Source organism: Actinokineospora sp. NBRC 105648 (assembly GCF_030269645.1).
GTDB lineage: Bacteria > Actinomycetota > Actinomycetes > Mycobacteriales > Pseudonocardiaceae > Actinokineospora.
The window spans coordinates 1-26,985 of record NZ_BSTR01000008.1; the positions used below are offsets into that span (position 1 = coordinate 1).

The following is a 26,985-nucleotide window of genomic DNA, read 5'->3' on the forward strand; positions in this document are numbered from 1 at the left end:
ATCAACCGGCTCAAACGTCACCGTGGGGTGGCCACCCGCTACGACAAACTCGCCGTCCGCTACGAGGCCACCGTCCACATCGCTGCCATCAACGAATGGCTCTGACCCACTTCGATACAGGCCCTAGGGGCCCTTGAGGTCAAGGGCCCCTAGAGCACCGCGGTGGCGAAAAAAGGGCGGGTGAAGGGTATCCCCACCACACGGCAAGTTTAGCGGCACTCCTCCCCCACACGAAGCGAGTCCACTAGATCGAGCATCCGTAGCGGGACTTGCGTACCAGCGAGAGTGGTTGTAGAGATTAAGAGCATTCAAGGATTGAGAGCATTCAAGATCGGGGCGGTGGGGTTGGAGCGGTCGATGTTCGACTTCGGTGTTCGGGCTGAGGCCGTTGAGATCGGTGCGGTTGTGCCGGGGGACGAGTTGGTCGTCGATGCTGACGTGGTGATGGATCGGGGGTTCACCCTTCCCGTGCCACCCACGAGCGCCTGGCCGTGGTTCGCGCAGCTCGGCAAGAACCGGGCCGGTTGGTACCTCCCCCGCTGGGTTGAGGCTGTGTTGCCCGTGCGCCGTCGTGCCCTTCGTCGGATCGATCCCGCTCTGCAGGTGCTCGTGCCCGGTGACGTGATCGACGACTGGGGTGGTGCTGGTGCGACTTTCGAGGTGGTCAGGCATGAGGCGCCGGGGGTGATCGTGTACTGGTCGGTTCGGGGTCGGGTCCGGTTCAGTTGGGTGATCCTGTTGACCGCGCGGGCGGGCCAGGCCACGAGAGTCCACTTGCGACTGCGGATCGGTGGTGTCCGGCGGCGGTGGCTGGTGGAGTACGGCGGCGGACTCTTCGACCTCTTGACCGTCGCGGGGCTGGCCGCCGGCCTTCGCGAGCGGGTCACCTGAATTTTGACTACGAATCGAGGGGGCTTGGGTGGGTAGTGTGGCTTGGTGAGTGATGACACTGGGGTGTTTGACGCGGCATTGACCGGGTGGCGGGCGTGGCAGGAAAGCCCTTGGGGGCGACTGCGTTATACGTTGGCGGAGGTGAATCTAGGGCGACACCTCGGTGCCGACGCTTCTCGAGTGTTGGACCTGGGTGGCGGCGATGGCGGTGACGCGGTGCGGCTGGCCGAGCGAGGGCATCACGTCACGGTTGTCGACTATTCCTCGGCGATGATCTCGGCCGGGATTGAGCGGGCGGCTCGGGCCGGTGTTTCGGAGCGGGTCGCCTTTGTCGAGGCTGATGTGTCCGAGATGCCTCGGGAGATAGTCGAGGGGCAGTTCGACGTGGTGCTCTGCCACAACCTGGTGCAGTACGTGGACGACACCGTCGCGACTCTCGCTGCCGTGCTGGCGCCGTTGCGGGCGGGTGGGATCTTCTCGGTGATGGCCATCAACCAGCACTCTGCGCCGTTGGCCCTCGCGGTTCGCGAGTTGGACCTGGGTGCCGCGCTGGCGGCGTTGGGGACCGATCAGGCCCGGACAGCGACGTTCGGCACCGGGATCACCCTGCACACCGCCGAAGGCATCGGGGCCGCGCTCAGTGGACTCGGGGGCACGGTCCTCGCGCACTACGGGATCCGCAGCTTCTGCGACTACATCACCGACGACGACCGCAAGCACGACCCCGACTTCTTCGCCGAGCTCGAGAAGCTGGAGCTGGCCGTCACCAACCGATTCCCCTACCCGCACACCGCCCGGATGTTCCAGCTCGTGGGGCGGGTCTGAGCAGCGGCACCGCGCGCGAGGCCATGTCGGCCACCACCACGCCAAGTACTGGCCGGACCGGACGTGAACGACCGGGTCCAGAGCCACCGCGCTCGTGACGGCGCTCGGCGGCTGGTGCGGGTCGGTCGACCGGGGCCCGGTGTCAGTGCGCTTCGGGTCCACCACGCGTCGCGGGGTCGGCGAGCCACAGTTCGATGGTCGTCGAACCAGGGTGAACTGGGCGGCGCCCGCGGCTACCCGGCCTCCCGACGGGTGCGCCACCACGGGCGACTCCGTCCCGGGGGCCGGGTCCAGCCGGGTGCGGCCGGTTGTGCGCCGTCCGGACGCCGGTGACCACTCGGCTTCCGCTCCTCGGCGGCAGGCTGCTCGTCGGCGACCATTCGGCGACCGTTCGGCGATCACTCGGTCGGGTGAAATCCAGTCGAACTCCGGCCCTACCAAGGTCGTCCGGCGGCTGTCCGCGGGCCGGACTTAGCGCACATGATCGGTACCTCAATCGATACAGTGCGCAGGACCACCCATGAGGTGTCTCACGGCTGGTTGGTTGGGTCACCACCGCCCTGACCGGGGGACTAGCCTGACCGGGGAGTGCGTTCAATACGAGATCGAGATGGATAGAGGCGAGAGCCAGCCGTGTCCAGTAGTCCTGCGTCACAGTTCGGTGCGAACGAGTGGCTCGTCGAGGAGATGTACGAGCAGTTCCTCGCGGACCCGTCGTCAGTAGACCCCGCATGGCACGACTTCTTCGCGGACTACAAGCCAACACCCCGGGCGGCGACCCAGGGTGCGGCCAAGGCCAAGACGGCGGCCGCGGGCGACACCTCGACGAGGTCGACCGCGACCAAGAGCGGCGCTCCGCCGGAGACCAAGACGAGCCCGAGCAGGCCGGGCGGACAGGCGGGTAGTGGACAGGCAGGCGGCATGACCAGCAACGGCCAGGCACCCGCGGTGAAGAACCCCCCGGCACCCGCCGTCGCCAAGACCACCACGGCCACCGCCCCCGCCGCGCCCGCGAAGTCGGCCGAGGCGCCCGCGCCGCCGAACAACAAGGCGCCCGCCACGCCCGCCACCCCGGCCAAGTCCGGTGGCGAGGAGCGCAAGCCGCTGCGCGGCGCGGCCGCGGCGATCGCGAAGAACATGAACGCCTCGCTGGGGCTGCCCACCGCCACCAGCGTGCGCGCGGTGCCCGCGAAGCTGCTCGCGGACAACCGCATCGTGATCAACAACCACCTGAAGCGGACCCGCGGCGGCAAGGTCTCCTTCACCCACCTCATCGGCTACGCCATGGTCCGGGCGCTCGAGGCGTACCCGAACATGAACCGGCACTACGCCGAGGCCGAGAACAAGGCGTTCGCGGTCACCCCCGAGCACGTCAACCTGGGCCTGGCGATCGACCTGCCGGGCAAGGACGGCTCGCGCAACCTGGTCGTGGCCTCGATCAAGGGCTGCGAGGGGATGTCCTTCCAGCAGTTCTGGCAGGCCTACGAGGACCTGATCCGCAAGGCCCGCGGCGGCTCGCTGACCAACGACGACTTCGCGGGCACCACCATCTCGCTGACCAACCCCGGCGGCATCGGCACCAACCACTCGGTGCCGCGCCTGTCGGTCGGCCAGGGCGCGATCCTGGGCGTCGGCGCGATGGAGTACCCGGCGCCGTTCCAGGGCGCCAGCGAGAAGACCCTGATCGAGATGGGCATCAGCAAGATCATCACGCTGACGTCCACCTACGACCACCGGATCATCCAGGGCGCCGAGTCCGGCGAGTTCCTGCGCGAGATCCACCACCTGCTGCTGGGTGAGGAGGGCTTCTACGACGACATCTTCACCTCCCTGCGGATCCCGTACGAGCCGATCCGCTGGATGGAGGACTTCGCCGAGGGCCCGGTCGACAAGACCGCCCGGGTGATCGGCCTGATCGACGCCTACCGCACCCGCGGGCACCTGATGGCCGACACCGACCCGCTGAACTACCGGCAGCGCAAGCACGAGGACCTCGACGTCCTCTCGCACGGGCTGACCCTGTGGGACCTCGACCGGGAGTTCCCGGTCGGCGGCTTCGCGGGCAAGGAGCGGATGAAGCTGCGCGACGTCCTCGGCGTCCTGCGCGACTCCTACTGCCGCACCGTCGGCGTGGAGTACACCTACATCCTCGACCCGGCCGAGCGGCGCTGGATCCAGGACCGGGTCGAGGTCGCGCACGAGAAGCCCCCGGCGGCCGTGCAGAAGTACGTGCTGTCCAAGCTCAACGCCGCCGAGGCGTTCGAGACGTTCCTGCAGACCAAGTACGTCGGGCAGAAGCGGTTCTCGCTCGAGGGCGGCGAGTCGGTCATCCCGCTGCTGGACACGCTGCTGGACAAGGCGGCCGAGTACGAGCTCGACGAGGTCGTCATCGGCATGCCGCACCGCGGTCGGCTCAACGTGCTGGCCAACATCGTCGGCAAGCCGATCTCGCAGATCTTCCAGGAGTTCGAGGGCAACCTCGACCCGGGCCAGGCGCACGGCTCCGGCGACGTGAAGTACCACCTGGGCGCCGAGGGCAAGTACTTCCGGATGTTCGGCGACGGCGAGACCAGGGTGTCGCTGACCGCCAACCCCTCGCACCTGGAGACCGTCGACCCGGTGCTCGAGGGCATCGTGCGGGCCAAGCAGGACCTGCTGAACAAGGGCGACGCCAGCGGCATCGGGTTCTCCGTGCTGCCGGTCGCGCTGCACGGCGACGCGGCCTTCGCGGGCCAGGGTGTGGTCGCCGAGACGCTCAACCTGGCCCTGCTGCGCGGTTACCGCACCGGCGGCACGGTGCACGTCGTGATCAACAACCAGGTCGGCTTCACCACCGCGCCGGAGCACTCGCGCTCCTCGCAGTACGCGACCGACGTGGCGAAGATGATCCAGGCGCCGGTGTTCCACGTGAACGGCGACGACCCGGAGGCCTGCTACTGGGTGGCGCGGCTGGCGATGGACTACCGGCAGACGTTCAACAAGGACGTCGTGGTCGACCTGGTCTGCTACCGCCGCCGCGGGCACAACGAGGGCGACGACCCGTCGATGACCCAGCCGGGCATGTACGACATCATCGACACCAAGCGCAGTGTCCGAAAGGGATACACCGAGGCGCTGATCGGCCGCGGCGACATCTCCGTCGAGGAGGCCGAGAAGGCGCTGCGCGACTTCTCCAGCCAGCTCGAGCACGTGTTCAACGAGGTGCGGGAGCTGGAGAAGCACCCGATCTCGCCGAGCCCGTCGGTGGAGTCCGAGCAGCAGGTGCCGACCAAGCTGGCCACCGGCGTCGACCGCTCGGTGCTCGAGCGGATCGCCGACGCGCACGTCTCGCTGCCCGACGGCTTCACCGTGCACCCGCGGGTCAAGCCGGTGCTGGAGCGGCGCGAGAAGATGGTCCGCGAGGGCGGCATCGACTGGGCCTACGGCGAGCTGCTGGCGTTCGGGTCGCTGACCCTGGAGGGCCGCATGGTCCGCCTGGCAGGCCAGGACTCGCGCCGCGGCACGTTCACCCAGCGGCACGCGGCGATCATCGACCGCAAGTCCGGCCGGGAGTACCTGCCGCTGCAGAACCTGTCCGACGACCAGGGCAAGTTCATGGTCTACGACTCGGCCCTCTCGGAGTACGCCGCACTCGGCTTCGAGTACGGCTACTCGGTCGCCAACCCCGACGCGCTCGTGCTGTGGGAGGCCCAGTTCGGCGACTTCGTCAACGGCGCCCAGTCGGTGATCGACGAGTACATCTCCTCCAGCGAGGCCAAGTGGGGCCAGGTGTCCGACGTGGTCGTGCTGCTGCCGCACGGGCACGAGGGCCAGGGCCCGGACCACACCTCGGGCCGCATCGAGCGCTGGCTGCAGCTGTGCGCCGAGGGCTCGATGACGGTGGCCGTGCCGTCCACCCCGGCGAACTACTTCCACCTGCTGCGCAGGCACGCCCTCGACGGTGTGCAGCGCCCACTGGTGGTGTTCACGCCGAAGTCCATGCTGCGCAACAAGGCGGCCACCAGCCCGGTCGAGGACTTCCTCACCGACACCAGGTTCGAGTCGGTGATCGACGACCCGAGCAGCCCCGCGCCCGAGGGCGTGCGCAAGATCCTGTTCGTCTCCGGCAAGCTCTACTACGAGCTGGCGGCGGAGAAGGAGAAGCGCGGCGCCCAGGACACGGCGATCGTGCGCATCGAACAGCTCTACCCGGTGCCGCAGCGGAAGATGGGCAAGATCTTCGACCGCTACCCGAACGCCAACGACGTCCGGTGGGTCCAGGAGGAGCCGGCGAACCAGGGCTCCTGGCCGTTCTACGGCCTGGCCCTGCCGGAGCTGTTCGCCGACCGCCTCACCCGGATCACCCGGGTGTCGCGGCGCCCGATGTCGGCCCCGTCGGCGGGGTCGAGCAAGGTGCACGAGCTGGAGCAGCGGGCACTGATCGAGAAGGCGTTCGACTAGTCGTTGCAGGATTTCCGGGGCCGCTGGGGTTACCAGCGGCCCCGGCCTTTTTGGAGGAGTCTCGGGTGTACTTCACCGATCGCGGGATCGAGGAACTGGAACAGCGGCGCGGGGAGGAGGAGGTGACCCTGGCGTGGCTGGCTGATCGGATGCGGGCTTTCGTCGACAACAACCCGGAGTTCGAGACCCCGGTGGAACGCTTCGCCACCTTCCTGGCACGCGACGACGACGAGATCGACGAGTGAGGTCTACCTATATTTGACATCGACTCCTGGGCCAAGCTTTTCAATGCCTCGATAGACCGAATTACGCCGAAGCCAAAGGGAGCCTCGCCAACCAGACAAATTGGCGAGATCGAAGTTGTTAGGTGCATTATAGAAGCGAATGACGCCCAACCTTGCAATTTTGGTCAGCGGGGATAGATCCAAGCTCTCGAAGTTCTGAAGGTAGGGCCAGGGTCGGGGCCAGTTGTTCGGCGACCTGGTGGCCGATGCGGTCGACCAGGCTGGTCACCCTGACCCGCTGGAGTGGGCTGGCGAGCTCGGCGTCCACCAGCTCCACCAGCGTCGACCGCTGCTCCGCCCGCTTGGTCCGGCGCCGCATCCACCACTTCGCGCCGTGCGTCGCGACCGACGCGCCGACTTTCAGAGCCGCGCTCTCCAGACCCGTGATGACGGCCTCCCGTGACAGATCGAATGCTCTCCGTTGTCATCGGTGTCGGCCGCTGCACCGTTTCGTTGGTCAGCGGTGGGTGGAGACGGGTTGGGCCGCTGAGCTGGTGATACCGGGGACGACGCCGCAGATCACCAGGGTGGCTAGCGTTATGGCTACGGCGCAGTTCTCCAGTCTGGTGAGGTCTCGTTCGCCGGTGGGGGTTCGGAGGCGGGTGAACAGGCCGAGGAAGCCGCGTAGTGCCGTCATCCCGTTGACCGCCATCGCCAGTACGGCGATGAGGGCCAGCGGGAGCGCGATCTCGGCCAGTAGGGCGTGGTCGTCGGCGAAGCCCGGCAGTAGCGGGAAACCCGCTAGGGCCAAGGCGAAGAGCACGTAGGCCACTGCTAGTCGCGGGGTGTTGGACAGGTCGCCGCTCGGGGTGGTGTAGGAGAGGGTGCCTCGGCGGGCGGCGAGCACGCCCGTTGTCATCGCCAGGCCAGCGGTGGCGACCAAGGCCGTCGGCCAAGCGGCGCCTGCCAGTGCCAGGCCGTTGGCGGCTATCACGAGATACGCGAGGGCTCGGTGAGCGTCAGTCTGGACCACGGCGAAGATCGCGGCGATCGCGACCGACAGCACCCCGATGACGGCGGATGTGTTGCCAGTAGGGGAAAGCAGGATCACCGGTGTGCTGAGGTAGGCCACGACGATCCCGATCGGCGCGCGGTCGACGAAGCGCGGGAACCACGCGTGGGCCGGGATGATCGCGAGTCGGATGGCCGCGCCGAGCAGGAGAGCGATCTCGCCTGCCAACCCCGGCATGACGGCGCCCACCAGGAACAGCACGACGGCCGGGACCTGGTACAGCGCGAACAGCCGGTCCAGGCCATCCGATCTCCCGCGCAGACCAGACCACGTCAGCCACGTCGAGACGGCGATCAGGGCAGCGTCGAAACCGTTGTGCCGCACTGCCAGCAGCGCGCACGAGACCGCCACCAGCCGCAGGGCGCGGGCCAAGACAGCGGGTATGTGTGTCGCAAGTGGACTCATCGCGGCGATGAGCAGGCCCGCCAGGCTGATCGCCGTGCACGCCTGGGCGCCGGCACCCGGGCTCACCGCCAAGCCCACGACGTCGGCCACCCGCTCGGTCGGGAGGGCGATCGACAGCAGCGACAAGCCGACGGCAGCCGCCGCGCACCAGGTCGCGACTCGGCGGGCGGACCCGGGGTCGGGAACCCGGGCGACGACCTCCGCCGCCACCAACCACACCACGACCACGGCCAGCGGGGCCAGGGCGATCACCGGGACACCGCCGGGTGGGCAGGCGGTCGCGTGCTGGACCGCCGGACCCAGCGTTCGCCCGCGGCGTCGAGGCCGCGCACCGCGCGGACCAGACCGCCGACCACCCGGTCCACCAGGAAGGCGTCGACGTAACCGCGTTCGAGGGCGAAGCGGTACAGCCACGCTTGGGCGCCGCGCGGCAGCAGCCAGTCGAAGTGCTTGCCGGTGCGGGGAAGTGGGGCGTTGAGGGCCTGTTCGAGGTGGTGGTGGTCGTGCAGCAGGCTCGGCGAGCGGAGGATCTGCGCGCTGCGCAGCGCGGCGTGGGCCAGCAGGTGGACCAGGGCGAGGACCTCGAGCCCGAGGCCGATCTCTACGAGCACCAAGGCGATCTGCGTCATTGACGCGTACGCCAACGTGCTCTTGATGTCGGTCTGCGCGCGCCCGACGAGCGTCGCGAACACGGCCGTGACCACGCCGACCGCGACGACCGCTGAGCCATTGATCCCGTTGCGCAGCAACAGGTATGGTCCCAGGCTCACCGAGATGGCGCCGTAGCAGATCGCGCTGGACGGGGTCGGGCCCTCCATCGCGCGGGGCAGCCAGCCGCCGAGCGGGAACTGCGCGGACTTGCCGATCACCGCCCACAGCAACAGGAGTCCGACAGCCGTGTGGCTGCCGCCTCGGTGCTCCACGACCGCGGCGCCGACCAGGCCGATGTCGCTGACCCGGTAGGTGATGAACGCGCGCAAGCCGTGTGCGACTGGACCGTTGCGGTGGTGGAAGAACGCGATCAGCAGCGCGGACGCCAGGCCCGCGAGCTCCCAACCCACGATGAGCAGGTCGAGCGTCCCCGCCAGCACCACGAGCTCGACGGCCGCGACGAACAGCGCCAGCAGCAGGTAGAAGCGGCGGAACCCGGGGTCGCGGTGCAGGTAGCGCTGCGAGAACGCGCCGATGAGGCACCCGAGCAGGGCCGCCATCGTCGCCACCGGGATCGACAGCCAGTCAGCGCGCAGCCGCAGCGGGAAGTCGGCGAACCAGGTGCCCAACGACACCGCGATCGGTCCATCCACAAGGGACACAACCGCCATCCCGAGTCCCGACACCGCGGACACCGCCGCGGCGAGGATCACCAGGTTCGACACCGCGCGCTCGCCCAACGGCCTTCCCGACCACAACACCAGTGCCAGCACGAAGACCGTCACCAGCGGCACGGCCACGGCGGCGACGAGCAACACCTGCCCGCTCACAACGCGTCCTGCGTGGCGGCGAAGACCGGCACCGGTAGCTCGATGGCGGCCATGACGTGCGCGCAACCGAGGTGCTCGCGCTTGCCCGCGTAGACGTCCGCGGAGCGCTCGACGACCGGGAAGTGCCCGGTTTCCGGCGTGTAGGGCTGGAAGGCGCCGTCCTGGAAGACGTTCATCTGGCCGTCGGAGTCCCACGAGACCAGCTGGACCCAGCCGTTGCCGACCAGCCTGCCCAGGTTCGCGTGCGCGGCGAGGATCGCCAGCAGCCGCGCGGGCGATGCCTCGACGACCAGCAGCAGTCGCACCGGTTCGTGGATCTCGACCATCTGCCAGGGCAACCCGGTGCGCAGGTCGGACGCGTGCCCGTCCATCACCCCGATCAGCCCGGTGATGTTGTGCGGCAGCTTGGTCCCGCAGCCGTAGCCCGCCGGGTCGATGTAGCTGAAGTAGTACTCCAGGTTGATGCCCGCGCAGACCGGTCCGACCGCGAGCAGCAGCCCGGTGAGCAGCGCGTCGTCGGTGTCGGCGGCGGGGTCGTAGGAGACCAGGAAAGCGCGGCGGTCGAGGTAGAGACCGCGGGTGCGGGAGCGGCGGCCGACGACGCACACGGCGTTGGTGGCGTGGCCGTACTCCGGCCGGGGCTGGCCGAGGTCGACCGCGTGGGTCTCCGCGTGCGCGAGCGCGTCGGCGAGGGCCAGGTCGGTCGGCGCGGTCTCGAACCGGCGGCAGCGCTCGTGCGCGGCGAGCACGCATGCCTCGGCGAGGGCGAACTTGGCCGCTGCCAGAGGTTCCAGGTGGCTGGACGGGACCAGGTCCTCATCGAAGTAGGTCACCGAGTCGTCACAGGTGTTGTGGTACGCGCCGACGAACCAGGTGCCGTCGGGCAGGCCCAGTCCACTTCGGACGTCCGGGTGGTTGGCCATCGCGGCGAACGCCCGCGCGTTCGGCCCGCCCCGACCGCCGCCGGTCGCGCCGCAGTCGTGGGCGGACTCGTGCGGGTTGTTCATGCTCGAGGACCCGTGGCCCACCAGCAGGACTATCGGTGCGGGTGCGGCGAGAACGCCGGTGGTGCGCAGCACGTTCGCCACGATGGCGGTCATCTCGGCCACTGTGAAGCCGAGGTCGAGCCGGGTCGCGGGCGGCTTGCCGTCGAACCGGTGCGCCCAGTGCTGGGCCTGGCGCGGGAACAGGCAACGGCTGACCAGCGAGCAGAAACCCGCCACGCCCATGGCCAGGCTCAGCACGCCACCGCGGGCCAGGGTGCGGCTGCCCACCGAGACCAGGTGGGTCCAGCCCGCCCGGGCGCGCCGGGTGAACGCGCGCGTCGAGCCGATCGGCCGCTCCACCACGTCGTGCGTGGGGGTGATCACCACCGGGCACAGTGGAGTGGACTTGATGTCGTGCGCACCCCGGTAGTTCATCGCCACGCCGAAGAAGCCCGCGTAGCCGAAGGTCTCCACCGAGGGGCTGTTCTCCTCCAGGTGCCTGCGCAACGACTCCTCGCGCTCGTCAATGCAGAAGACAGCCTGGAACGCGGGTGCCTCGGTGACCTGAGTGGACAGTGCCTGGTGGGCGGCGAGCCCGTCGAGCACCCCGACGCGGTGCCTGCGCTCGTAGGCGGCGTGCAGCAGGCGCCTGCGCTCGATGCCGTCGCAGCCGCCCACCACGGTCAGCCAGGCCGTCGGGTCGGTCGGCTCGACGCCGAGGATCTCGGCGAGCACGAACGCCTCATAGGCCAGCTCCAGGTCCGGCCGCGCGGTCACCTCGACGACCAGGTGCGGGTCAGTCGTCGCCAGAACGTGCCTGGCGGCGAACACGTCGAGGACGAGCTGCACCGCCAGGTAGTCCACCAGCCGCGCGGGTGGCGCGGCCACCGGCGCGCGGTCGGGGCGCAGTTCCAGGTGGCGCACCATGCCCGCCCACCCGCGCAGCGACAGCAGGGTGGCCAGGACGGCCTCGCCCCACTCCGGCTCCGGCACCTCCAGCTCGGTCAGCGCCCAGGCGATGGTGCGCTCGGCGTCCCAGTCCCGGTGCGCCCGAAGGCACGCGGGCAGACCGCGCAGGAACCGGTCCGGCGGACCACCCGGCTTCCCATACAGGGCAACGAAAGCCGCGAGGAGCCCGCCGTCGCGCCCGGGCATCGGCCAGTAGGCGACGCCTTGGTCCAGGAACGCCGCGGTGAGCCGGATGAGCACCGGGTGGGCCAGTTGATCGGGGTCCACGCCGGTCGCCGCCAGCACGCGATCACGCGGGCGCGGCATGGGACCGGCCACCGGCACCACCCGTGGCGCGGCCTCGCGCAGGCAGTCCCACGTCACGCCCAGATCCGCGGATTCCGCCAGCAGCCAGGAAAGCGCGGCACCACGCGGAACGTCGACGAGGTGGCGCAGCCGGAGTGCGTGGAACTCCCGGCGGGTCGGGCCGCCGGGCATGATCGGCGCGCCGTCGTCGGCGACCTCGGCGGCCACCACGGCGTCGATGTCGGCGTGGGTGATCCGACCGGAGCGCACGTGCCCGTGCAGTTCGGCCTCAGCCGGGAACGGCTCGGTGCCGAACAGCTCCCCCGCGCGCACCACGGCGTCGGCGAACGGCAGGTGCTCGAAGGCGTGCAGCGTGTTGTGGTGCACGAAGGCCTGCAGCGGTCCCTGCTCGGGCAGCAGCCCGGCGGCCCGCTCGACCAGCGGGCCGATCAGCCCGCTCATGACCGGCGCCTGCGGCGCAGCGCCTGCGGGTGCGCGGAGACCGGCTCCAGCTCGTCGAGCCCGGTGACGGTCAGCGTCGCGCCCGGCAGTTCCTTGGCCAGCTCGTCGAGGCGGGCCAGGAAGGTGTGGTCGACCACGGCCGCGTCGCGCACGTCGACGACGATCTCGGTGACCCCCTCGTCCGCCTTGGCGATCTGCTTGCGCAGCGGCAGCAGCGCGGGGAAGACCGCCGCGCCGGGCACCCGGACGCGCAGCACGGAACCGTCCCGGCTGACCTGCGGGCGCGGGCGGAAGAACGCGGGCAGCGGCACGCCGCGCGCCAGGTGCAGCACGATCTTGAGCGCCAGGCCGGTCCCGACGCCGACGAGCAGGTCGGTGGCCAGGGTGACGATCAGCGTGGTCAGGAACAGCAGCAGCTGGTCCCAACCGATCTTGCCGACGTGCACGAACTCGCGCGGCGAGGCCAGCCGGAAGCCGGTGTAGACCAGCATGGCGGCCAGCGCGGCGAGCGGGATCGTCTGCACCAGGCCCGGGATCAGCGCGACGAACAGCAGCAGGATCGCGCCGTGGCAGACGTTCGACCAGCGCGACTTGGCGCCGGAGTCCAGGTTGGCCTTGCTGCGCACGATCTCCGAGATCATCGGCAGGCCGCCGATGAACGCCGAGGTCAGGTTGCCGACGCCGATGGCGAGCAGGTCGCGGTTGAGGTCCGAGGGGCGCTTGGCCGGGTCCATCGCGTCGACGGCGAGCACGGTCAGCGTGGACTCGATCGACCCGATGAGCGCGAACATGACCACGTACTGCACCGAGGTGCCGCTGAACACCTGGGAGAAGTCCGGGAAGGTGATCGCGTCGAGCAGCGAGGCGGGCAGCCGGACCAGGAACTCCGGGCCGAGGTGGAAGGAGGAATCGGCGAACCGGTAGTCGTGCGCGCTGGACAGGTGCAGCGCCAGCCCGATCGGGATGGCCACGGCCAGCACGATCAGCGGCGCGGGCACGACCTTGCTCCAGCGGGCGCGCACGAACGGCAGCCCGAACAGGATCAGCAGCGCCAGCACGCCGATCAGCACGATGTAGGGGTTGGCGTGCGCGACGCTGTGCGGGATCTCGGCGAGCAGCCCGAGTGGGGTGTCCGCGGTGGGCTTGACCCCGAGCACCACGTGCGCCTGCTTGGCGATGATGATCACGCCGATCGCGGCCAGCATGCCGTGCACCACCGACGGCGACATGGCCACGCCGATACCCGCGGCGCGCACCGCGGCGAACAGGATCTGCAGCAGCGCGGCGACCACCCCGACGGCCAGCGCGCGCCGGTAGCCCGCGACCAGGTCGCCCTGGCCCAGGTCGTGCACGGCCCCGACGGCGATCACGATGAGTCCGGCAGCGGGTCCCTTGATGGTCAGCGGCGCACCGCCGAGCAGTCCGCCCAGAATTCCGCCAACAATGGCGGTGAGCACCCCGGCGATCGGCGGGAAACCGCTGGCCAGGGCAATACCGAGGCACAGCGGAAGTGCGATCAGCGAGACCAGGAAACCGGACTTCAGATCACCGACGGGGAAACGTCTTGGCGGCGGGTCGGTGACATCGGAAAGCGGCTTGGCAATTTGTTCGGACATCGACTCATCCTTGTTTCGGGCGCGACAGGACCACCCCGACAGATTTTTCGGTCGGGGCCCGTGCTCGGCGGAGGATCAGTCGCGGCGCGGCGGCCCGCGCGCGGCCCAGGCCGCCCCGGGCACCTCGGCCGGGATCGGCCGGGGTCCGGTGGCGGCCAGGAACCGGCCGTGGCAAGGGGTTTCGCTGCCGGAGGGCGGCACAAGGTCGACGGTATTGTCAAGATCTTGCTCGATTACCGGGGAATTCACCGCCCGTAAGGCGTACTCCGCGGATTCCTCGACAGGCGCGCACCGCGCGTGCGCGTGGCCGGGCAGCGGGGCGCCGAGGAGTGCCAGCGCGACGAGAACAACGGCGAGCGCGCGCATGACACCCCTCCCCAGAAATGGAAAGCCCGGATGACTGGTGATGATTCACAGAATTCGCCGTCGGTGGCGATCCAGGACTTATCGATCATCTCGGGCGCGTGGAACCGCCGTCAAGGGGAAAGTATTCGCATTTAAACACAAAGTGACATACCACGTGGACCTGCCGGGTGGCTATGTCCTTTTTGCCGAATTAGCACGGCCCCCGGCGCGTCGCACCGGGGGCCGTTCGCGGATCGCGGGACTCCTACCAGGCGTAGGCCTCCGGCGCGGGCTTCGCGCCATTGGGTCCAGGTGCTGGGAAGAGCTCGTCGAGCTTGCCGAGGAACTCCTCGTCGAGGGTGATCTCCAGCGCGCGCAGCGAGCCGTCGAGCTGCTCGGCCGAGCGCGGGCCGATGATCGGGCCGGTGACCCCGTCCTGGGCCAGCAGCCAGGCCAGCCCGACGTGCGCCGGGTCCTCACCGAGGTCGGCGCAGAGCTTCTCGTAGGCCTCGATGACCTCGCGGTGCTCCTCCAGGCCCTCCTTGGACCGGCCCTGCACGCCGCGCACCGCGCCGCCCTCGCGCTGCTTGCGCAGCACACCGCCGAGCAGGCCGCCGTGCAGCGGCGACCACGGGATCACGCCCAGGCCGTAGTGCTTGGCCGCGGGCAGCACCTCGAGCTCGACCCACCGGGTGAGCAGGTTGTAGATCGACTGCTCGGACACCAGCCCGAGGAAGTGCCGGGTCCGGGCCGCCTCCTGGGCCTGGGCCAGCTGCCAGCCGGCGAAGTTCGACGAGCCGAAGTAGAGCACCTTGCCCTGCTGGCGCAGGACGCTGAAGGCCTCCCAGACCTCCTCCCACGGCGTGTCCCGGTCGACGTGGTGCATCTGGTAGAGGTCGATGTAGTCGGTCCGCAGGCGCTTGAGCGAGGCGTCGGCGGCCCGCCGGATGTTCAGCGCGGACAGGAAGGTCTCGTTGGGCCAGTCGCCCATGCTGCCGTAGAGCTTGGTGGCCAGCACGGTCTTCTCGCGCCGCCCGCCGCCCTGGGCGAACCAGCGCCCGATGATGTTCTCGGTGATCCCCTCGCCCTTCTGCCACCCGTAGACGTTGGCGGTGTCGAAGAAGTTGATGCCGTGCTCGTGCGCGCGGTCCATGATCGTGTGGCTGTCGGCCTCGGTGGTCTGCGGGCCGAAGTTCATCGTGCCCAGCACCAGCCGGGAAACCGAGAGGCCACTGCGGCCGAGGTGGGTGTACTCCATGGTCCCAACCTAACCCCGGAGCAGCTCCAGCTCCGGGGTGAAACGGGTCGGGTGGGAACACCGACAGTCGTACTGCGCACGACGAACAGGGGGAGCGGCGAGTGGAGTGGTGGTCCGACGCGTCGGCCGTCCTGGCGTCGGTGGTCGGCTTGGCCTTGAGCCTGGCGATGCTGTGGCGCGGGGTCCGCCTCCGTCTGAAGACCCGGGCGCGCAGGCCGGTGGACCCGTTCGGGGACCAGTACCGCCGGTTCGTGCTGGAGACGCTGCGCTACGTCGACCTCAAGGGACTGCAGACCCTCAGCCACACCGGGCTCGAGCTGGACAAGGTGTACGTCGACGTCAGCCTGGTGCCCCAGGCACCCCAGCTGGTGGGCACCGCCGTCCTGGGACCGCTGCCCGCGACCGGGTCGGAACGGGCCCGGATCGAGTGGTTCCTTGACCAGCCCGGGCACCAGGTGCTCGCGGTGCTCGGCGGCCCGGGCAGCGGCAAGACCACACTGCTCCGGATGACCGCGCGCCAGGTCTGCCTGGGTGCCCGGGTACCGGTCTTGCTCTACCTGCGCGACCACACCCGGGCGATCGTGGCGGGCGCGACGATGCCGGAGCTGGTCCGCACCCGGCTGGACCGGCACGCCGCGGACGAGCCCGCGCGCTGGCTCGACGACAAGCTGGTCGCGGGCGAGTGCGTGGTCATGTTCGACGGCTTGGACGAGGTCGCCCGGCAGGAGGACCGCACGTCGGTGTCGGCGTGGGTGGAGCGGCAGGTGCAGCAGTACCCGGACAACGACTTCGTGCTGACCTCGCGCAGGCAGGGCTTCCTCGACGCGCCGGTCGCCGGGGCCAAGGTGCTGCAGGTGCTGCCGTTCACCGCCGAGCAGGTGCGCGCGTTCGTCCGGGGTTGGTACCGGGTGGTGGCCGCGCCCGGGTCCGGGGAGAGCTTGGACCGGGCATTGGAACGGTCGGCGGCCGACGCCGAGGACCTGCTGACCCGGTTGGACGCCGCACCGGCACTGGCGGACCTCACGGTCAACCCGCTGCTGCTCACCATGATCGCCACCGTGCACCGCTTCCGCGGCGCGCTGCCCGGCACGCGCGCGGACCTGTACCGCGAGATCTGCGAGGTCATGCTGTGGCACCGGCAGAAGGCGAAGAACCTGCCGACCGGTCTGGCCAGCACACACAAGCTGACCCTGCTGCGGGCGCTCGCCTGGCGGATGATGGACGCGGGCGTGCGCCAGCTGTCCCGGGCGGAGCTGACCACCGAGTTCAGCCAGTTGTTGCGCAGGTTGTCGACCGGGATGAACGCCGAGGAGTACCTGGCCGAGATCGTCTCCGACGGGCTGCTGGTGGAGTGGGAGAACGGGCAGTTCGCCTTCGCCCACCTGACCTTCCAGGAGTACCTGGCGGCGGCGCAGGTCCGGGAGAAGGGGCTGGTGGACGTCCTCGCCTGCGCGGTGGACGACATCTGGTGGCGGGAGACCATCCTGCTCTACACGGCCGCCTCGGACGCCGACCCGATCATCCGGGCGTGCCTGGGATCGCGCTCCCCGACCGCACTGTCGCTGGCGTTCGAGTGCCTCGGGGCGGGCACGGAGATGGCCGAGGGGCTGCGCGTCTCACTGGCGGAGCTCATCCAGTCCTCAGTGGATGGTTTGGGCGACCGGGCGCAGCGCCGCATGGTGGCCGCCGCCATGGCGAGCCGCCACCTGCACGACATGGTGACCACCAGTGGTGGTACCCGGGTCGGGCGCGAGCCGGCGCCGGAGATGCTGTACCGCCTCTACCTGGTCGACGCCGGGCGAGGCGGGACCCCGGTGCTCTCGCGGGCGGACGCCGCGGTGGTGCCCCGCGCCGAGGTGGCGGGGTTCCTGGCGTGGTTGGCCGAGCTCACCGGGGTGACCGGGCTGCGGCTGCCCACCGCGGCGGAGGTCGAGACGAGCGCTGACCGTTGGGGCACAACGCACCTGGCTTGGTCGCGGGCGCACGCCTCGGCAGAGGTCGTCCTGTGGAAACCACCGGGTGTCGACCCGGACAGCGTGTCCACCGGCGAGTTCATCGACACCCTCCGCGAGGATTTCGACTCGGGCGTGCTCGCCCGAGTCCTGGCGACGTGCTGGTACGGCCTGCCGGAACCACCACGGCCGAGGGTCTCCGACCGGCTGCCGTGGAACCGCGGCGGGGCGGCGGCCCAGGAGGCGTGGGGACTGCTCTACGACTCCGCCGTGACGAACACGGTCATCTCGGCGAGTACGGAGCTCACGGTGTTCGGCGCGGAGCCGACCGCCGCCGACCTGGTCAACTGCGACCGCGGATCGGTCCTTTGTGTACCGAAGGCGTTGGTGCGCTCGGGGTTCCTGGAGTGTTGGGGTATCGCGCTCACGAGCGCCGTGTTGGGCGAGCCGAACAGGCACCGCGCGGGTTTCCACGACCGGGTGGCGAGTGAGTTCGCCACCGGGGCCTGGCTGATCGACTGGACGCCCGAGGGCGTGGACCTGGCACACCTGCCCGCGATACTGACCGCCGTCCACCGGACCTTCCTCGAACAGGCGGACCACGACTGGGCCAGGACGGCCGGCCTGCGGCTGAACGCCTTGGCCCGTGGGCCGTTCGCCGGCGGGCTGGTGGACGCCGACGTGGCCGCGAAGATCCGACTGCTCGCGGTCGCGCTGGCGCGGGAGACCACGCGCGAGGTGCTGCAGGGCTACCTGATGAAGATCGCCGTGGGCATCACGCTGCTGGAACGGCGGTGGGCGGGCGCGACGCCCATGCCCACCCTGGTCATCGCGGCGGACGCACCAGAAGGCCTGAGCGCCAGACCGCCCAGGTGAGGGGGACGCCGGGGCGGTAGGCGAGGTGGGTGGCCGAGGGCGCGTCGAGCACGTGCAGGTCGGCGCGGGCGCCCGGTCGGATGACACCGATGTCGTTGCGGCGCAGCGCTTTCGCGCCTCCGAGCGTGGCGGCTCGGACGGCTTCTTCGACGGACATGCGCATCTGGAGCACCGCCGTGGCGACGCAGAACGCCATCGACGAGGTGTAGGACGAGCCGGGGTTGCAGTTGGTGGCCAACGCGACGGTGGCACCGGCGTCGAGCAGGGCTCGGGCGTCGGGCAGTGGTTGGCGGGTGGACAGGTCGCAGGCCGGGAGCAGGGTGGCCACGGTGTCGAAGCCGGCCAGCGCGTCCACATCGGACTTGGTCAGGTGGGTGCAGTGGTCGACGCTGGCGGCGCCCAGTTCCACGGCCAGCCGCACCCCCGGCCCGGCGCCGAGCTGGTTGCCGTGCACGCGCAGGCCCAGGTCGTGCGCGGTGGCGGCCTGGAGGACACGGCGGGACTGGGACTCGTCGAAGGCGCCGGTCTCGCAGAACACGTCGGCCCAGCGCACGTACGGGGCCACGGCGTCGAGCATCGGACCCGCCGCCAGCTCCACATAGGACTCCGCGTCGGCCCCCGGCGGGACCAGGTGGGCGCCGAGGTAGGTGACCTCGTCGACGTACTCGGCGGCGATGCGGGCCGAGCGGACCTCGTCCTCGACGGTCAGCCCGTAGCCGGTCTTGGTCTCCAGGTAGGTGGTGCCCTGCGACACGGCCTCGTCGACGTGCCTGCGCAGGACCGCGCGCAGCTCGTCGTCCGTCGCGGCCCGGGTGGCGTTGACGGTTGTGGCGATTCCGCCTGCGGTGTAGGGCTTTCCGGCCATCCGGGCGGCGAACTCAGCAGTGCGGTCACCTGCGAAGACCAGGTGCGTGTGGCTGTCGACCCAGCCGGGCAGGGCGGCGCGACCAGCCGCGTCGACCAGGGTGTCGGCGTCTGGGGCCTTCGCCGCCGGGCCGACCCAGGCGACTCGGTCGCGGTCGAGGACGACGGCGGCGTTGGACACCGTGCCGCGCTCGTCGTTGGTGGTCAGCTCGCCGATGTTCGTGATCAGGGTGCTCATGCCCACGCCCTCTCGATCGCCTTGGTCAGCAGGCCGCCGACATCGCCCAGCACGTGCTCGCCCGAGCGGACGACCACCCGGCCGCCCACGACCACAGTGTCCACATCGGATGCCGATGCGGTCAGCACTATCTGCTCTGCCAAGCTTCCCGCTGTTCGAACCGTGTCCGTGCGCACGGCGACGAGGTCCGCGGGTGCACCGACCTCGATCCGGCCCGCCTCGGGCCAACCGAGAGCGCGGTGCGCGGTCAACGCGGCCACCAATTCCGCGGGGGCGAACCGACCGCGTTTGCCGGTGCGGAGGCGTTCGCCGTGTTCCAGCGCCCGTGCCTCCGCGAGGGGGTCGACCACGGCGTGCTGGTCACTTCCCAGCGACAAGGGTGAGCCCGCGTCCACGAGTTCGCGGGCCGGGCCGATCCCGTCGGCCAGGTCGGCCTCGGTGGTGGGGCAGAAGCACGCGCCCGTACCGGAACCACCGAGTAGCGCGATGTCCTGGGGTGTCAGGTGAGTTGCGTGCACGGCGGTCGTACGCGGTCCCAGCGCTCCGGCCTCGGCGAGGAGTTGGGTGGGCGAGAGGCTGTAGGCCGCGAGGCAAGCCTCGTTCTCGGCGGGCTGCTCGGAGAGGTGGACGTGCAGCGGCCCGTCGAAAGCAGCCACAGTGGACAACTCGGCGCGGGGCACGGCGCGCACGGAGTGGATGGCCGCCCCGATGCGGAAGCCGTCGTCCGGGCGTAGTTCGGCGACCCGGGAGGCCCACGCATCGGCGTCGCCGTCAGAGAAACGTTGCTGGTCAGACGATATCGGCTCGCCGATTCCGCCTGCCAGGTAACAGGTGTCGAGCAACGTGATCCGGATCCCCGCGTCCCGCGCGGCCTGGGCCAACGCATGGCCCATGGCATTCGGGTTGTCATAACGGGCACCGCCAGGGGCGTGGTGCACGTAGTGGAACTCGCCGACACAGGTCACGCCCGCCAACGCCATCTCCGCGTACGCCGCTCGGGCCAGCTCCAGGTACGAATCCGGGTCCAGCCGCCCGGCCAGCTCGTACATCCGGTCACGCCAGGTCCAGAACGTGCCGCCACCGCCGTGGGTGCGACCGCGTAACGCCCGGTGGAAGGCATGTGAGTGCGCGTTGGCGAAGCCGGGGAACACCAGGCCCGGCAGAACGACCGCGCCAGCAGGCGCTCTATCCACAACGGACACCGAGGTGATCTTGCCGGACGACTCGGTGACCAAGACCCCGTTGACGACTCCATCGGGCAGCCAGGCGGAAGCGCACCAGTAGGCGGTCATCGGGCCAGCGACTCCAGCACGTCGGCGAGCGCCGTCACCCCGGCGGCGCAGTCGGCGTCCTCGGCGAACTCGGCGGGCGCGTGGCTGATCCCGGTCGGGTTGCGCACGAAGAGCATCGCAGTGGGCACGTGCGCGGCGAGGATCCCCGCGTCGTGGCCCGCACCGGTGGGCAGCGCCGGCACACCGCCGAGCACACCGGCCAATGAGTCGCGCAACACCGGGTCGAACACCACAGTGTCCCCATAGGACTCTTCAGTCATCGTCACCACGCAGCCCTCCTCCGCCGCGGCGGACTCGGCCGCGGCGGCGATCTCGGCGACCACCGCCCGGGTCCGCGCGTCGTCGTCGGCCCGCGCGTCCAGCCAGAGGTCCACACTGGACGGGATGACGTTCGTGCCACCCGGGTTCGGCACCAACCGACCGACGGTGGCCCGCGCGCCCTCGACCGCCAGGGCCGACCGGCGAACGGCCAGCACCACCTGGGCGGCCGCCACCATCGGGTCGCGCCGGTCCACCATCAGCGTGGCACCCGCGTGGTTGCCCTCACCGGAAACCGTGACGCGCCAACGACCGTGCGCCAGGATCGAGCTCGCCACCCCGACCGGGACGCCCAGGTCGACCAGCCCGCGCCCCTGCTCGACGTGCAGCTCGACGAAGGTCCCGATCCGCTTCAGCGCCTCGGGATCACGCCCCACCCGGGCGGGGTCCAACCCGGCCGAGCGCATCGCCTCGGCCAGCGTCACACCGTCCGGATCGGACAGCCGCAGGGCCGCCGCGGGCTCGATGGCCCCGGCCAGCAGCCGTGACCCGAGGCAGGCGACCCCGAACCGCCCGCCCTCCTCCTCGGCGAAAACGACCACCGCGAAGGGCTTCCCAGGCGTGAAACCCCGGCCCCGCAAGACATCCACGGCAGCCAGCGCCGACACGACACCGAGCGGCCCGTCGAACGCACCGCCGCCGGGCACCGAGTCGAGGTGGCTGCCGGTGACGACCGCGCCGTCGCCCGGGGCACCCCACCACGCCCACAGGTTGCCGTTGCGGTCGCACTCCACGGCGAGCCCGCGGGCCTGCGCCTCGGCGGTGAACCAGGCGCGCAGCTCCAGCTCGGCCAGGTCGTAGCCGTGCCGGGAGAACCCGCCGCGGCGCGCGTCGACGCCGATGTCCTCGAGGTCGGCGAGCCCGGTCACGGGCGGGCCATCGGGATGGCGACCCCGCGCTCGGCGGCGACCTCGTCGGCCCGGTCGTAACCGGCGTCCACGTGCCGGATCACGCCCATCGCCGGGTCGTTGGTCAGCACCCGCTCGATCTTCTGGCCCGCCAGCGCGGTCCCGTCGGCGACGGTGACCTGACCCGCGTGGATCGACCGGCCGATCCCGACCCCGCCACCGTGGTGGATCGACACCCAGCTGGCCCCCGAGGCGGTGTTCACCAGGGCGTTGAGCAGCGGCCAGTCGGCGATCGCGTCGGAGCCGTCGGCCATCGACTCGGTCTCGCGGTAGGGCGAGGCCACCGAGCCGCAGTCGAGGTGGTCGCGGCCGATCACCACCGGCGCGGACAGCTCGCCGGAGGCGACCATCTCGTTGAAGCGCAGGCCCGCGAGGTGGCGCTCGCCGTAGCCGAGCCAGCAGATCCGGGCCGGGAGCCCTTGGAAGGCAACGCGTTCCCGGGCCATCCGGATCCAGCGGGCCAGCGACTCGTTCTCCGGGAACAGGTCCAGGATCGCCCGGTCGGTGGCGGCGATGTCGTCCGGTTCGCCGGACAGCGCCGCCCAGCGGAACGGGCCGCGCCCCTCGCAGAACAGCGGGCGGATGTAGGCGGGCACGAAGCCGGGGAAGTCGAAGGCCCGGTCGTAGCCGCCGAGCTTGGCCTCGCCGCGGATCGAGTTGCCGTAGTCGAAGACCTCCGCGCCGCCGTCGAGGAAACCGACCATCGCCTCGACGTGGTCGGCCATCGACTCGCGGGCGCGCTCGGTGAACTCGTCGGGCTTCTTCGCCGCGTAGTCGGGCCAGTCGTCGAGGTCCACGCCGCGTGGCAGGTACGCCAGCGGGTCGTGCGCGGAGGTCTGGTCGGTGACGATGTCGACCTCGACCCCGCGGCGCAGCAGCTCCGGCAGCACCTCGGCGGCGTTGCCGATCACGCCGACCGAGAGCGCCTCCCCCTCGCGCTTGGCGCGCTCGACCCGGGCGACCGCGTCGTCGAGGTCGAGCGCGAGCTCGTCGAGGTAGCGGTGCTGCACCCGCCGCCGGGCGCGTTCCGGGTCGGCCTCGACCACCAGCGCGACGCCGTCGTTCATCGTCACCGCGAGGGGTTGCGCGCCGCCCATGCCGCCCAGCCCCGCGGTGAGCGTGAGCGTCCCGCGCAGCGTGCCGCCGAACCGCTTCGCCGCCACGGCCGCGAACGTCTCGTAGGTGCCTTGCAGGATTCCCTGGGTACCGATGTAGATCCACGACCCGGCGGTCATCTGCCCGTACATGGTCAGGCCAGCGGCCTCCAGGCGGCGGAACTCGGGCCAGGTCGCCCAGTCGCCCACCAGGTTGGAGTTCGCGATCAGCACCCGCGGCGCCCACTCGTGCGTGCGCATGACGCCGACCGGCTTGCCGGACTGGACCAGCAGGGTCTCGTCCAGGTCCAAAGTGGTCAGTTCGCGGCTGATCGCCTCGAAGCTGGCCCAGTTGCGCGCCGCCTTGCCGGTGCCGCCGTAGACGACGAGGTCGTCCGGGCGCTCGGCCACCTCGGGGTCGAGGTTGTTGTGGAACATGCGCAGCGCGGCCTCGGTCTGCCAGCCGCGCGCGGTGAGGGTGTTGCCGCGCGCGGCGCGCACGGGTCGGGGTCCGGGGTTGGTCACGCGGTCCTCCCATCGACGGCGGCCAACAGGGCGCCGGAACGGACGAGCTCTTCAGCGGCGGCGATCTCGGGCGCGAGGTGGCGGTCCGGGCCGGGCCCGGGGACGCGCTCGCGCAGCAGCGCCACCGCGGCGGCGGTGGCCGGGGCCGGGGTCAGCGGGGCGCGCAGGTCCAGCGCGCGGGCGGCGGTCAGCAGTTCGATCGCCAGCACGGTGCCCAGCCCGTCGACCGCCCGGCGCAGCTTGCGTGCCGACGACCAGCCCAGCGACACGTGGTCCTCCTGCATCGCCGAGCTGGGGATGGAGTCGACCGAGGCGGGCGCGGCCAGCCGCTTGAGCTCGGCGACCACCGCGGCCTGGGTGTACTGGGCGATCATGTGACCGGAGTCGACGCCCGGGTCGTGCGCCAGGAACGGCGGCAGGCCGTGCGAGCGGGCCACGTCGAGCATCCGGTCGGTGCGCCGCTCGGCCATGCTCGCCACGTCGGCCAGCGGGATGGCCAGGAAGTCCAGCGCGTAGGCGACCGGCGCGCCGTGGAAGTTGCCGTTGGACTCGACCCGGCCGTCGGCCAGCACGACCGGGTTGTCCACAACGGAGGCGAACTCCCGGTCGGCGACGATCTCGGCGTAGGCCACGGTGTCCCGCGCGGCGCCGTGCACCTGCGGCGAGCAGCGCAGCGAGTAGGCGTCCTGCACGCGGGTGCAGTCCGGCCCGCGGTGGCTCGCGACGATCGGCGAGCCCTCGAGGTAGGCGGCCATCCGCGCGGCGGAGTGCCCCTGCCCGGGGTGCGGGCGCAGGGCGTGCAGGTCGGCGGCGAACACCCGGTCGGTGCCCAGCAGCGCCTCGACACTCATCGCCGCGGTGAGGTCGGCGACGTCGAACAGGGCGCGCAGGTCGGTGATCGCCAGCGCCAGCATGCCGAGCATGCCGTCGGTGCCGTTGATCAGCGCCAGGCCCTCTTTCTCAGCCAGCGCAACGGGTTCCAGCCCGGCCTGGGCCAGCGCGTCGGCGGCCGGGCGGAGTTCGCCGCCCACCCGCACCTGCCCCTCGCCCATCAGCGCCAGGGCGACCGCGGAGAGCGGGGCGAGGTCACCGGAGCAACCGAGCGAGCCGTACTCGTGCACCACCGGCAGGATCCCGGCGTTCAGCAGGCCGGCATAGGATTCCACTGTGGACTGACGAACGCCGGTGTGACCGCTGGCCAGGGTGCGCAGGCGCAGCAGCATCAGCGCGCGCACCACCTCCGGCTCCACCTCGGGACCGGCCCCGGCCGCGTGCGAGCGGATCAACGACCGCTGCAACGCCGCCCGCCGCTCAACCGGGATGTGCCGCACGGCGAGTGCCCCGAACCCGGTCGACACCCCGTAGGTCGGCTCGACCGCGTCGGCCAACCGCTCGATGTGCGCCCGCGCCCGCGCCACCCCGGCCAGCGCCGACTCGGTCAGCACCACCCCGACCCCGCCCCGCGCGACGGCGACGACCTGGTCCCTGGTCAACGGGCCGCCGTCGATCCGAACTCGTTCCTGCATGCCCCCATCACAGCGCCCGGGGGCGCGGCGCACGACCCGGGATCGGGTGACACTGTCTGGTATCCCAGACTGAGGCGGCGGAGCTGCGCTGGTCCTCCGGACTTGGGCGCTGGTCCTCGGGCCTGGGCGTTGGTCCTCCGCGCCTGGGTACAGCTGGCCCCGCCTGTGGACAACTTGCCCGCAAGGCGGCGCTCTTGTCGGTGCGCTGTCGTAGTGTGGAAATGGGGGCTGCTCGGGTGGATCAATGCTCGCCTTGGCCGCCTGCGGACACCTAGACGCCACGGGGATAGCTGCGGCCGAACGTGCCTCACGTAGGGGCTGGGCGCGGGCGCCCCCGGGGTCCCTGCTTCCCCTACGCCAAGTGTGACAACGGGCTTGTCGTGCTTGTCAAGGCGGGAAAGATGCCTTGACAAGCACGACAAGCCCGTGTTTTGGGCTGCGTATGGGATGCAGGGGCGGGAGTGGTTGCCGGGGGGCGTTGTGGCTGCCGGGGGCAGTTGGTGGGGGTGGGCGGTATAGCAAAGAACGAGCATGGAAATAGCGGCAAGGGTAAGGCGAAGTGCGCGAGGTCTGGTGCGAGGGGGAAATGGGCGAGGACAAGGGCAAAGGAGACGTGGGTAATGGCAAGGGGCGAGAGCGCCTTGCCCTTGGTCAGTGGTTCAGCCAGGTCGCGGTGCGCAGGCCGATCCGGACCGTCTCGGCGATTCTCACGATGTCGGCCCGGGTGGTTGGGTCGTCGGCGTTGGTGCCCACGTAGTGCACCGTCAGTGACCACCGGCCCAGGTCGACTCGGAGTTCGCTGGTGTACCCCGGCTGCTGGGACAGCTGTGCGGGCCTACCAAGCACGGTCAGCGGTTGGCCCCCCGGCAGTTCTTCGTGCCGGGGGGCCAACTCGACCCGCAGGTAGTCCGCCGCACCGGGGCGGTTGGCGGTGATGCTCGCCAACGGCCCGGTGGCGGCCCGCTCGACCCCCAGGACGAGCGGGCGCATTCCGGCGGGCAGGAACCCGAACCGGGCGGCGACCACCAGCGGGTCGGATCGGTCCCGACTCACCGACCGCCCGATGCGCAGGGCGGTATCCGGTCCGTCCGGGAGACCGCGCACCTGCAACTGGACGGTGGTGATCGAGTCGAGGGGGTAGGTCAGGACGGTGGCGCGGCCGGTGGCGTCCTGACCCACGCGGCCGGGCATGCCGTTGACCTCGGTGGTGACTGGGTGCTCGACCGCGACCCGCCACGGCGACGTCGCCTGGCCGGCGGGCTCGGCCAGCAGGGTGATCGACTCCTGCCCCGCCCGCGCCGACTGGCGCGCCCACACCCGGCGCACCGCGGTGCCCTCGGCGGTGACCTCGCGGACCTGCTCGGTGAAGCCGTCGGGCAGCCAGCGGACACCCAGGACCGACATGACCCGCACCGGCGCGGACAACGTCGCGGCACCCATCCCGGTGAAGCTCGCCCGGTCGGCGCGGGGGAGCTGGAGGAAGAACGGCGTGACCAGCAGCAACACCGCCACGGCAAGGGCGACCACCAGGGGCGGTTTGGGGCTGTGCTCCACCGGCTGACCTGGCCAGGTCAGCCGCACCCGAGCCCCGCGCCCACAGTCGCGGTGACTGCTGTCCCCGACATCGCCTGCCGAGTCGGGCTGGTGCCCAGCGGTCGGGTCGAGCGGGCAGGACCGGCCAGACTCCCGGAACCGGTCGACAATGAACCGCACCCGGCCCCCACGCCCACCATCGCCGCCTAGGTGACTGCTGTCGCCTGCCGGTACGGGCTGGTGCCCAGCGGTCGGGTTGGCCGGGCAGGACCGGGCCGACACGCGAAACCGGTCGACAATGAACCGCACCCGGCCCCCACGCCCACCGTCGCCGTCAAAGTGGCTGGTGTCCCCGATATCGCATGCCGAGTCGGGCTGATGCCCAACGGTCGGGGAAGACCGGGCGGACACGCGAACCCGGGCGGCAAGACGGGACAAGCCGCGCACGCGGCACCGGTCAGTCTGGCGCGACAAACCACCGCTCACCAGGCGGAACTGGAACACGGCACGCCAACGCCGACCGCCCACCAGGCGAGGTTGGTCGGACAGCCTGGGCAACCGCGCGAGCCACAACACCGCGGCCACCGTGGCCGCCGGGTC

General features: G+C 70.8%; 18 protein-coding genes. 5 read left to right on the forward strand and 13 right to left on the reverse strand.

Annotated elements, in window-relative coordinates; genetic code table 11:
• Nucleotides 1-315: 315 nt before the first annotated feature.
• The 4 genes from QSK30_RS09960 (at nt 316) to QSK30_RS09975 (ending at nt 6,401) form a co-directional block, all read left to right on the forward strand.
• Nucleotides 316-891, forward strand: a complete 576-nt coding sequence (locus tag QSK30_RS09960; RefSeq protein WP_285501625.1) for a hypothetical protein — start codon at nt 316-318, stop codon at nt 889-891.
• Nucleotides 892-1,032: 141 nt separating this feature from the next.
• Nucleotides 1,033-1,716 (forward strand): methyltransferase domain-containing protein, encoded by a 684-nt coding sequence (locus QSK30_RS09965; RefSeq protein WP_285501626.1) that lies wholly within the window; start codon nt 1,033-1,035, stop codon nt 1,714-1,716.
• A 687-nt stretch (nt 1,717-2,403) separates the two neighbouring features.
• Nucleotides 2,404-6,156: a multifunctional oxoglutarate decarboxylase/oxoglutarate dehydrogenase thiamine pyrophosphate-binding subunit/dihydrolipoyllysine-residue succinyltransferase subunit gene (locus QSK30_RS09970; RefSeq protein WP_502871820.1), complete on the forward strand. Its 3,753-nt coding sequence runs from the start codon at nt 2,404-2,406 to the stop codon at nt 6,154-6,156.
• Nucleotides 6,157-6,221: 65 nt separating this feature from the next.
• Nucleotides 6,222-6,401, forward strand: coding sequence for a DUF6104 family protein (locus tag QSK30_RS09975; RefSeq protein WP_285501630.1), 180 nt, complete (start codon nt 6,222-6,224; stop codon nt 6,399-6,401).
• 127 nt (nt 6,402-6,528) lie between these two features.
• Here QSK30_RS09975 and QSK30_RS37135 read toward each other — a convergent pair whose 3' ends face one another.
• The 7 genes from QSK30_RS37135 to QSK30_RS10005 all read right to left on the reverse strand — a co-directional run bounded on the left by QSK30_RS37135 (nt 6,529) and on the right by QSK30_RS10005 (nt 15,259).
• Entirely contained in the window at nt 6,529-6,846 is a 318-nt protein-coding gene (locus tag QSK30_RS37135) for an NACHT N-terminal Helical domain 1-containing protein (protein ID WP_502871821.1), read from the reverse strand.
• Nucleotides 6,847-6,897: 51 nt separating this feature from the next.
• Nucleotides 6,898-8,109: a hypothetical protein gene (locus tag QSK30_RS09980; protein WP_285501632.1), complete on the reverse strand. Its 1,212-nt coding sequence runs from the start codon at nt 8,107-8,109 to the stop codon at nt 6,898-6,900.
• On the reverse strand, nt 8,106-9,338 hold the full coding sequence (locus QSK30_RS09985; RefSeq protein WP_285501634.1) for a proton-conducting transporter transmembrane domain-containing protein: 1,233 nt from the start codon (nt 9,336-9,338) through the stop codon (nt 8,106-8,108). The genes QSK30_RS09980 and QSK30_RS09985 overlap by 4 nt, the downstream gene beginning before the upstream one ends.
• Entirely contained in the window at nt 9,335-12,040 is a 2,706-nt protein-coding gene (locus QSK30_RS09990) for a YbcC family protein (protein WP_285501636.1), read from the reverse strand. The genes QSK30_RS09985 and QSK30_RS09990 overlap by 4 nt, the downstream gene beginning before the upstream one ends.
• The gene (locus QSK30_RS09995; protein ID WP_285501638.1) at nt 12,037-13,656 is read right to left on the reverse strand and encodes a SulP family inorganic anion transporter; all 1,620 of its coding nucleotides are present in this window, start codon (nt 13,654-13,656) and stop codon (nt 12,037-12,039) included. The genes QSK30_RS09990 and QSK30_RS09995 overlap by 4 nt, the downstream gene beginning before the upstream one ends.
• A 75-nt stretch (nt 13,657-13,731) precedes the next feature.
• Nucleotides 13,732-14,022 (reverse strand): hypothetical protein, encoded by a 291-nt coding sequence (locus QSK30_RS10000; RefSeq protein ID WP_285501639.1) that lies wholly within the window; start codon nt 14,020-14,022, stop codon nt 13,732-13,734.
• Between the two features lie 244 nt (nt 14,023-14,266).
• Complete coding sequence (locus QSK30_RS10005) at nt 14,267-15,259, reverse strand: aldo/keto reductase (protein ID WP_285501642.1); 993 nt, start codon at nt 15,257-15,259, stop codon at nt 14,267-14,269.
• A gap of 101 nt (nt 15,260-15,360) precedes the next feature.
• Here QSK30_RS10005 and QSK30_RS10010 point away from each other — a divergent pair, with 101 nt between their 5' ends.
• Nucleotides 15,361-18,087 carry an NACHT domain-containing protein gene (locus QSK30_RS10010; RefSeq protein ID WP_285501644.1) on the forward strand — a complete coding sequence of 909 codons (2,727 nt, stop codon included), beginning with the start codon at nt 15,361-15,363 and terminating at the stop codon, nt 18,085-18,087.
• Here QSK30_RS10010 and hutI read toward each other — a convergent pair.
• The 6 genes from hutI to QSK30_RS10040 all read right to left on the reverse strand — a co-directional run bounded on the left by hutI (nt 18,038) and on the right by QSK30_RS10040 (nt 26,406).
• A complete protein-coding gene (hutI, locus tag QSK30_RS10015; RefSeq protein WP_285501646.1) occupies nt 18,038-19,189 on the reverse strand; it encodes an imidazolonepropionase in 1,152 nt (383 codons plus the stop codon). The genes QSK30_RS10010 and hutI overlap by 50 nt on opposite strands.
• A complete protein-coding gene (locus tag QSK30_RS10020) occupies nt 19,186-20,481 on the reverse strand; it encodes a formimidoylglutamate deiminase (RefSeq protein ID WP_285501648.1) in 1,296 nt (431 codons plus the stop codon). The genes hutI and QSK30_RS10020 overlap by 4 nt, the downstream gene beginning before the upstream one ends.
• Nucleotides 20,478-21,668 (reverse strand): allantoate amidohydrolase, encoded by a 1,191-nt coding sequence (locus QSK30_RS10025; RefSeq protein ID WP_285501651.1) that lies wholly within the window; start codon nt 21,666-21,668, stop codon nt 20,478-20,480. The genes QSK30_RS10020 and QSK30_RS10025 overlap by 4 nt, the downstream gene beginning before the upstream one ends.
• Nucleotides 21,665-23,326 carry a urocanate hydratase gene (gene hutU / locus QSK30_RS10030; RefSeq protein WP_285501653.1) on the reverse strand — a complete coding sequence of 554 codons (1,662 nt, stop codon included), beginning with the start codon at nt 23,324-23,326 and terminating at the stop codon, nt 21,665-21,667. Before hutU ends, QSK30_RS10025 begins: the two co-directional genes overlap by 4 nt.
• On the reverse strand, nt 23,323-24,852 hold the full coding sequence (hutH, locus tag QSK30_RS10035) for a histidine ammonia-lyase (RefSeq protein WP_285501655.1): 1,530 nt from the start codon (nt 24,850-24,852) through the stop codon (nt 23,323-23,325). The genes hutU and hutH overlap by 4 nt, the downstream gene beginning before the upstream one ends.
• Before the next feature lie 651 nt (nt 24,853-25,503).
• A complete protein-coding gene (locus QSK30_RS10040) occupies nt 25,504-26,406 on the reverse strand; it encodes a hypothetical protein (RefSeq protein ID WP_285501656.1) in 903 nt (300 codons plus the stop codon).
• Nucleotides 26,407-26,985 lie beyond the last annotated feature (579 nt).

Excerpts from the sequence above, each read along its gene's own strand:
- QSK30_RS09970 (WP_502871820.1), top strand. The coding sequence starts at position 2,404 with ATGTACGAGCAGTTCCTCGCGGACCCGTCGTCAGTAGACCCCGCATGG.
- QSK30_RS09990 (WP_285501636.1), bottom strand. The coding sequence starts at position 12,040 with ATGAGCGGGCTGATCGGCCCGCTGGTCGAGCGGGCCGCCGGGCTGCTG.
- QSK30_RS09995 (WP_285501638.1), bottom strand. The coding sequence starts at position 13,656 with ATGTCCGAACAAATTGCCAAGCCGCTTTCCGATGTCACCGACCCGCCG.
- QSK30_RS10000 (WP_285501639.1), bottom strand. The coding sequence starts at position 14,022 with ATGCGCGCGCTCGCCGTTGTTCTCGTCGCGCTGGCACTCCTCGGCGCC.
- QSK30_RS10005 (WP_285501642.1), bottom strand. The coding sequence starts at position 15,259 with ATGGAGTACACCCACCTCGGCCGCAGTGGCCTCTCGGTTTCCCGGCTG.
- hutI (WP_285501646.1), bottom strand. The coding sequence starts at position 19,189 with ATGAGCACCCTGATCACGAACATCGGCGAGCTGACCACCAACGACGAG.
- QSK30_RS10020 (WP_285501648.1), bottom strand. The coding sequence starts at position 20,481 with ATGACCGCCTACTGGTGCGCTTCCGCCTGGCTGCCCGATGGAGTCGTC.
- hutH (WP_285501655.1), bottom strand. The coding sequence starts at position 24,852 with ATGCAGGAACGAGTTCGGATCGACGGCGGCCCGTTGACCAGGGACCAG.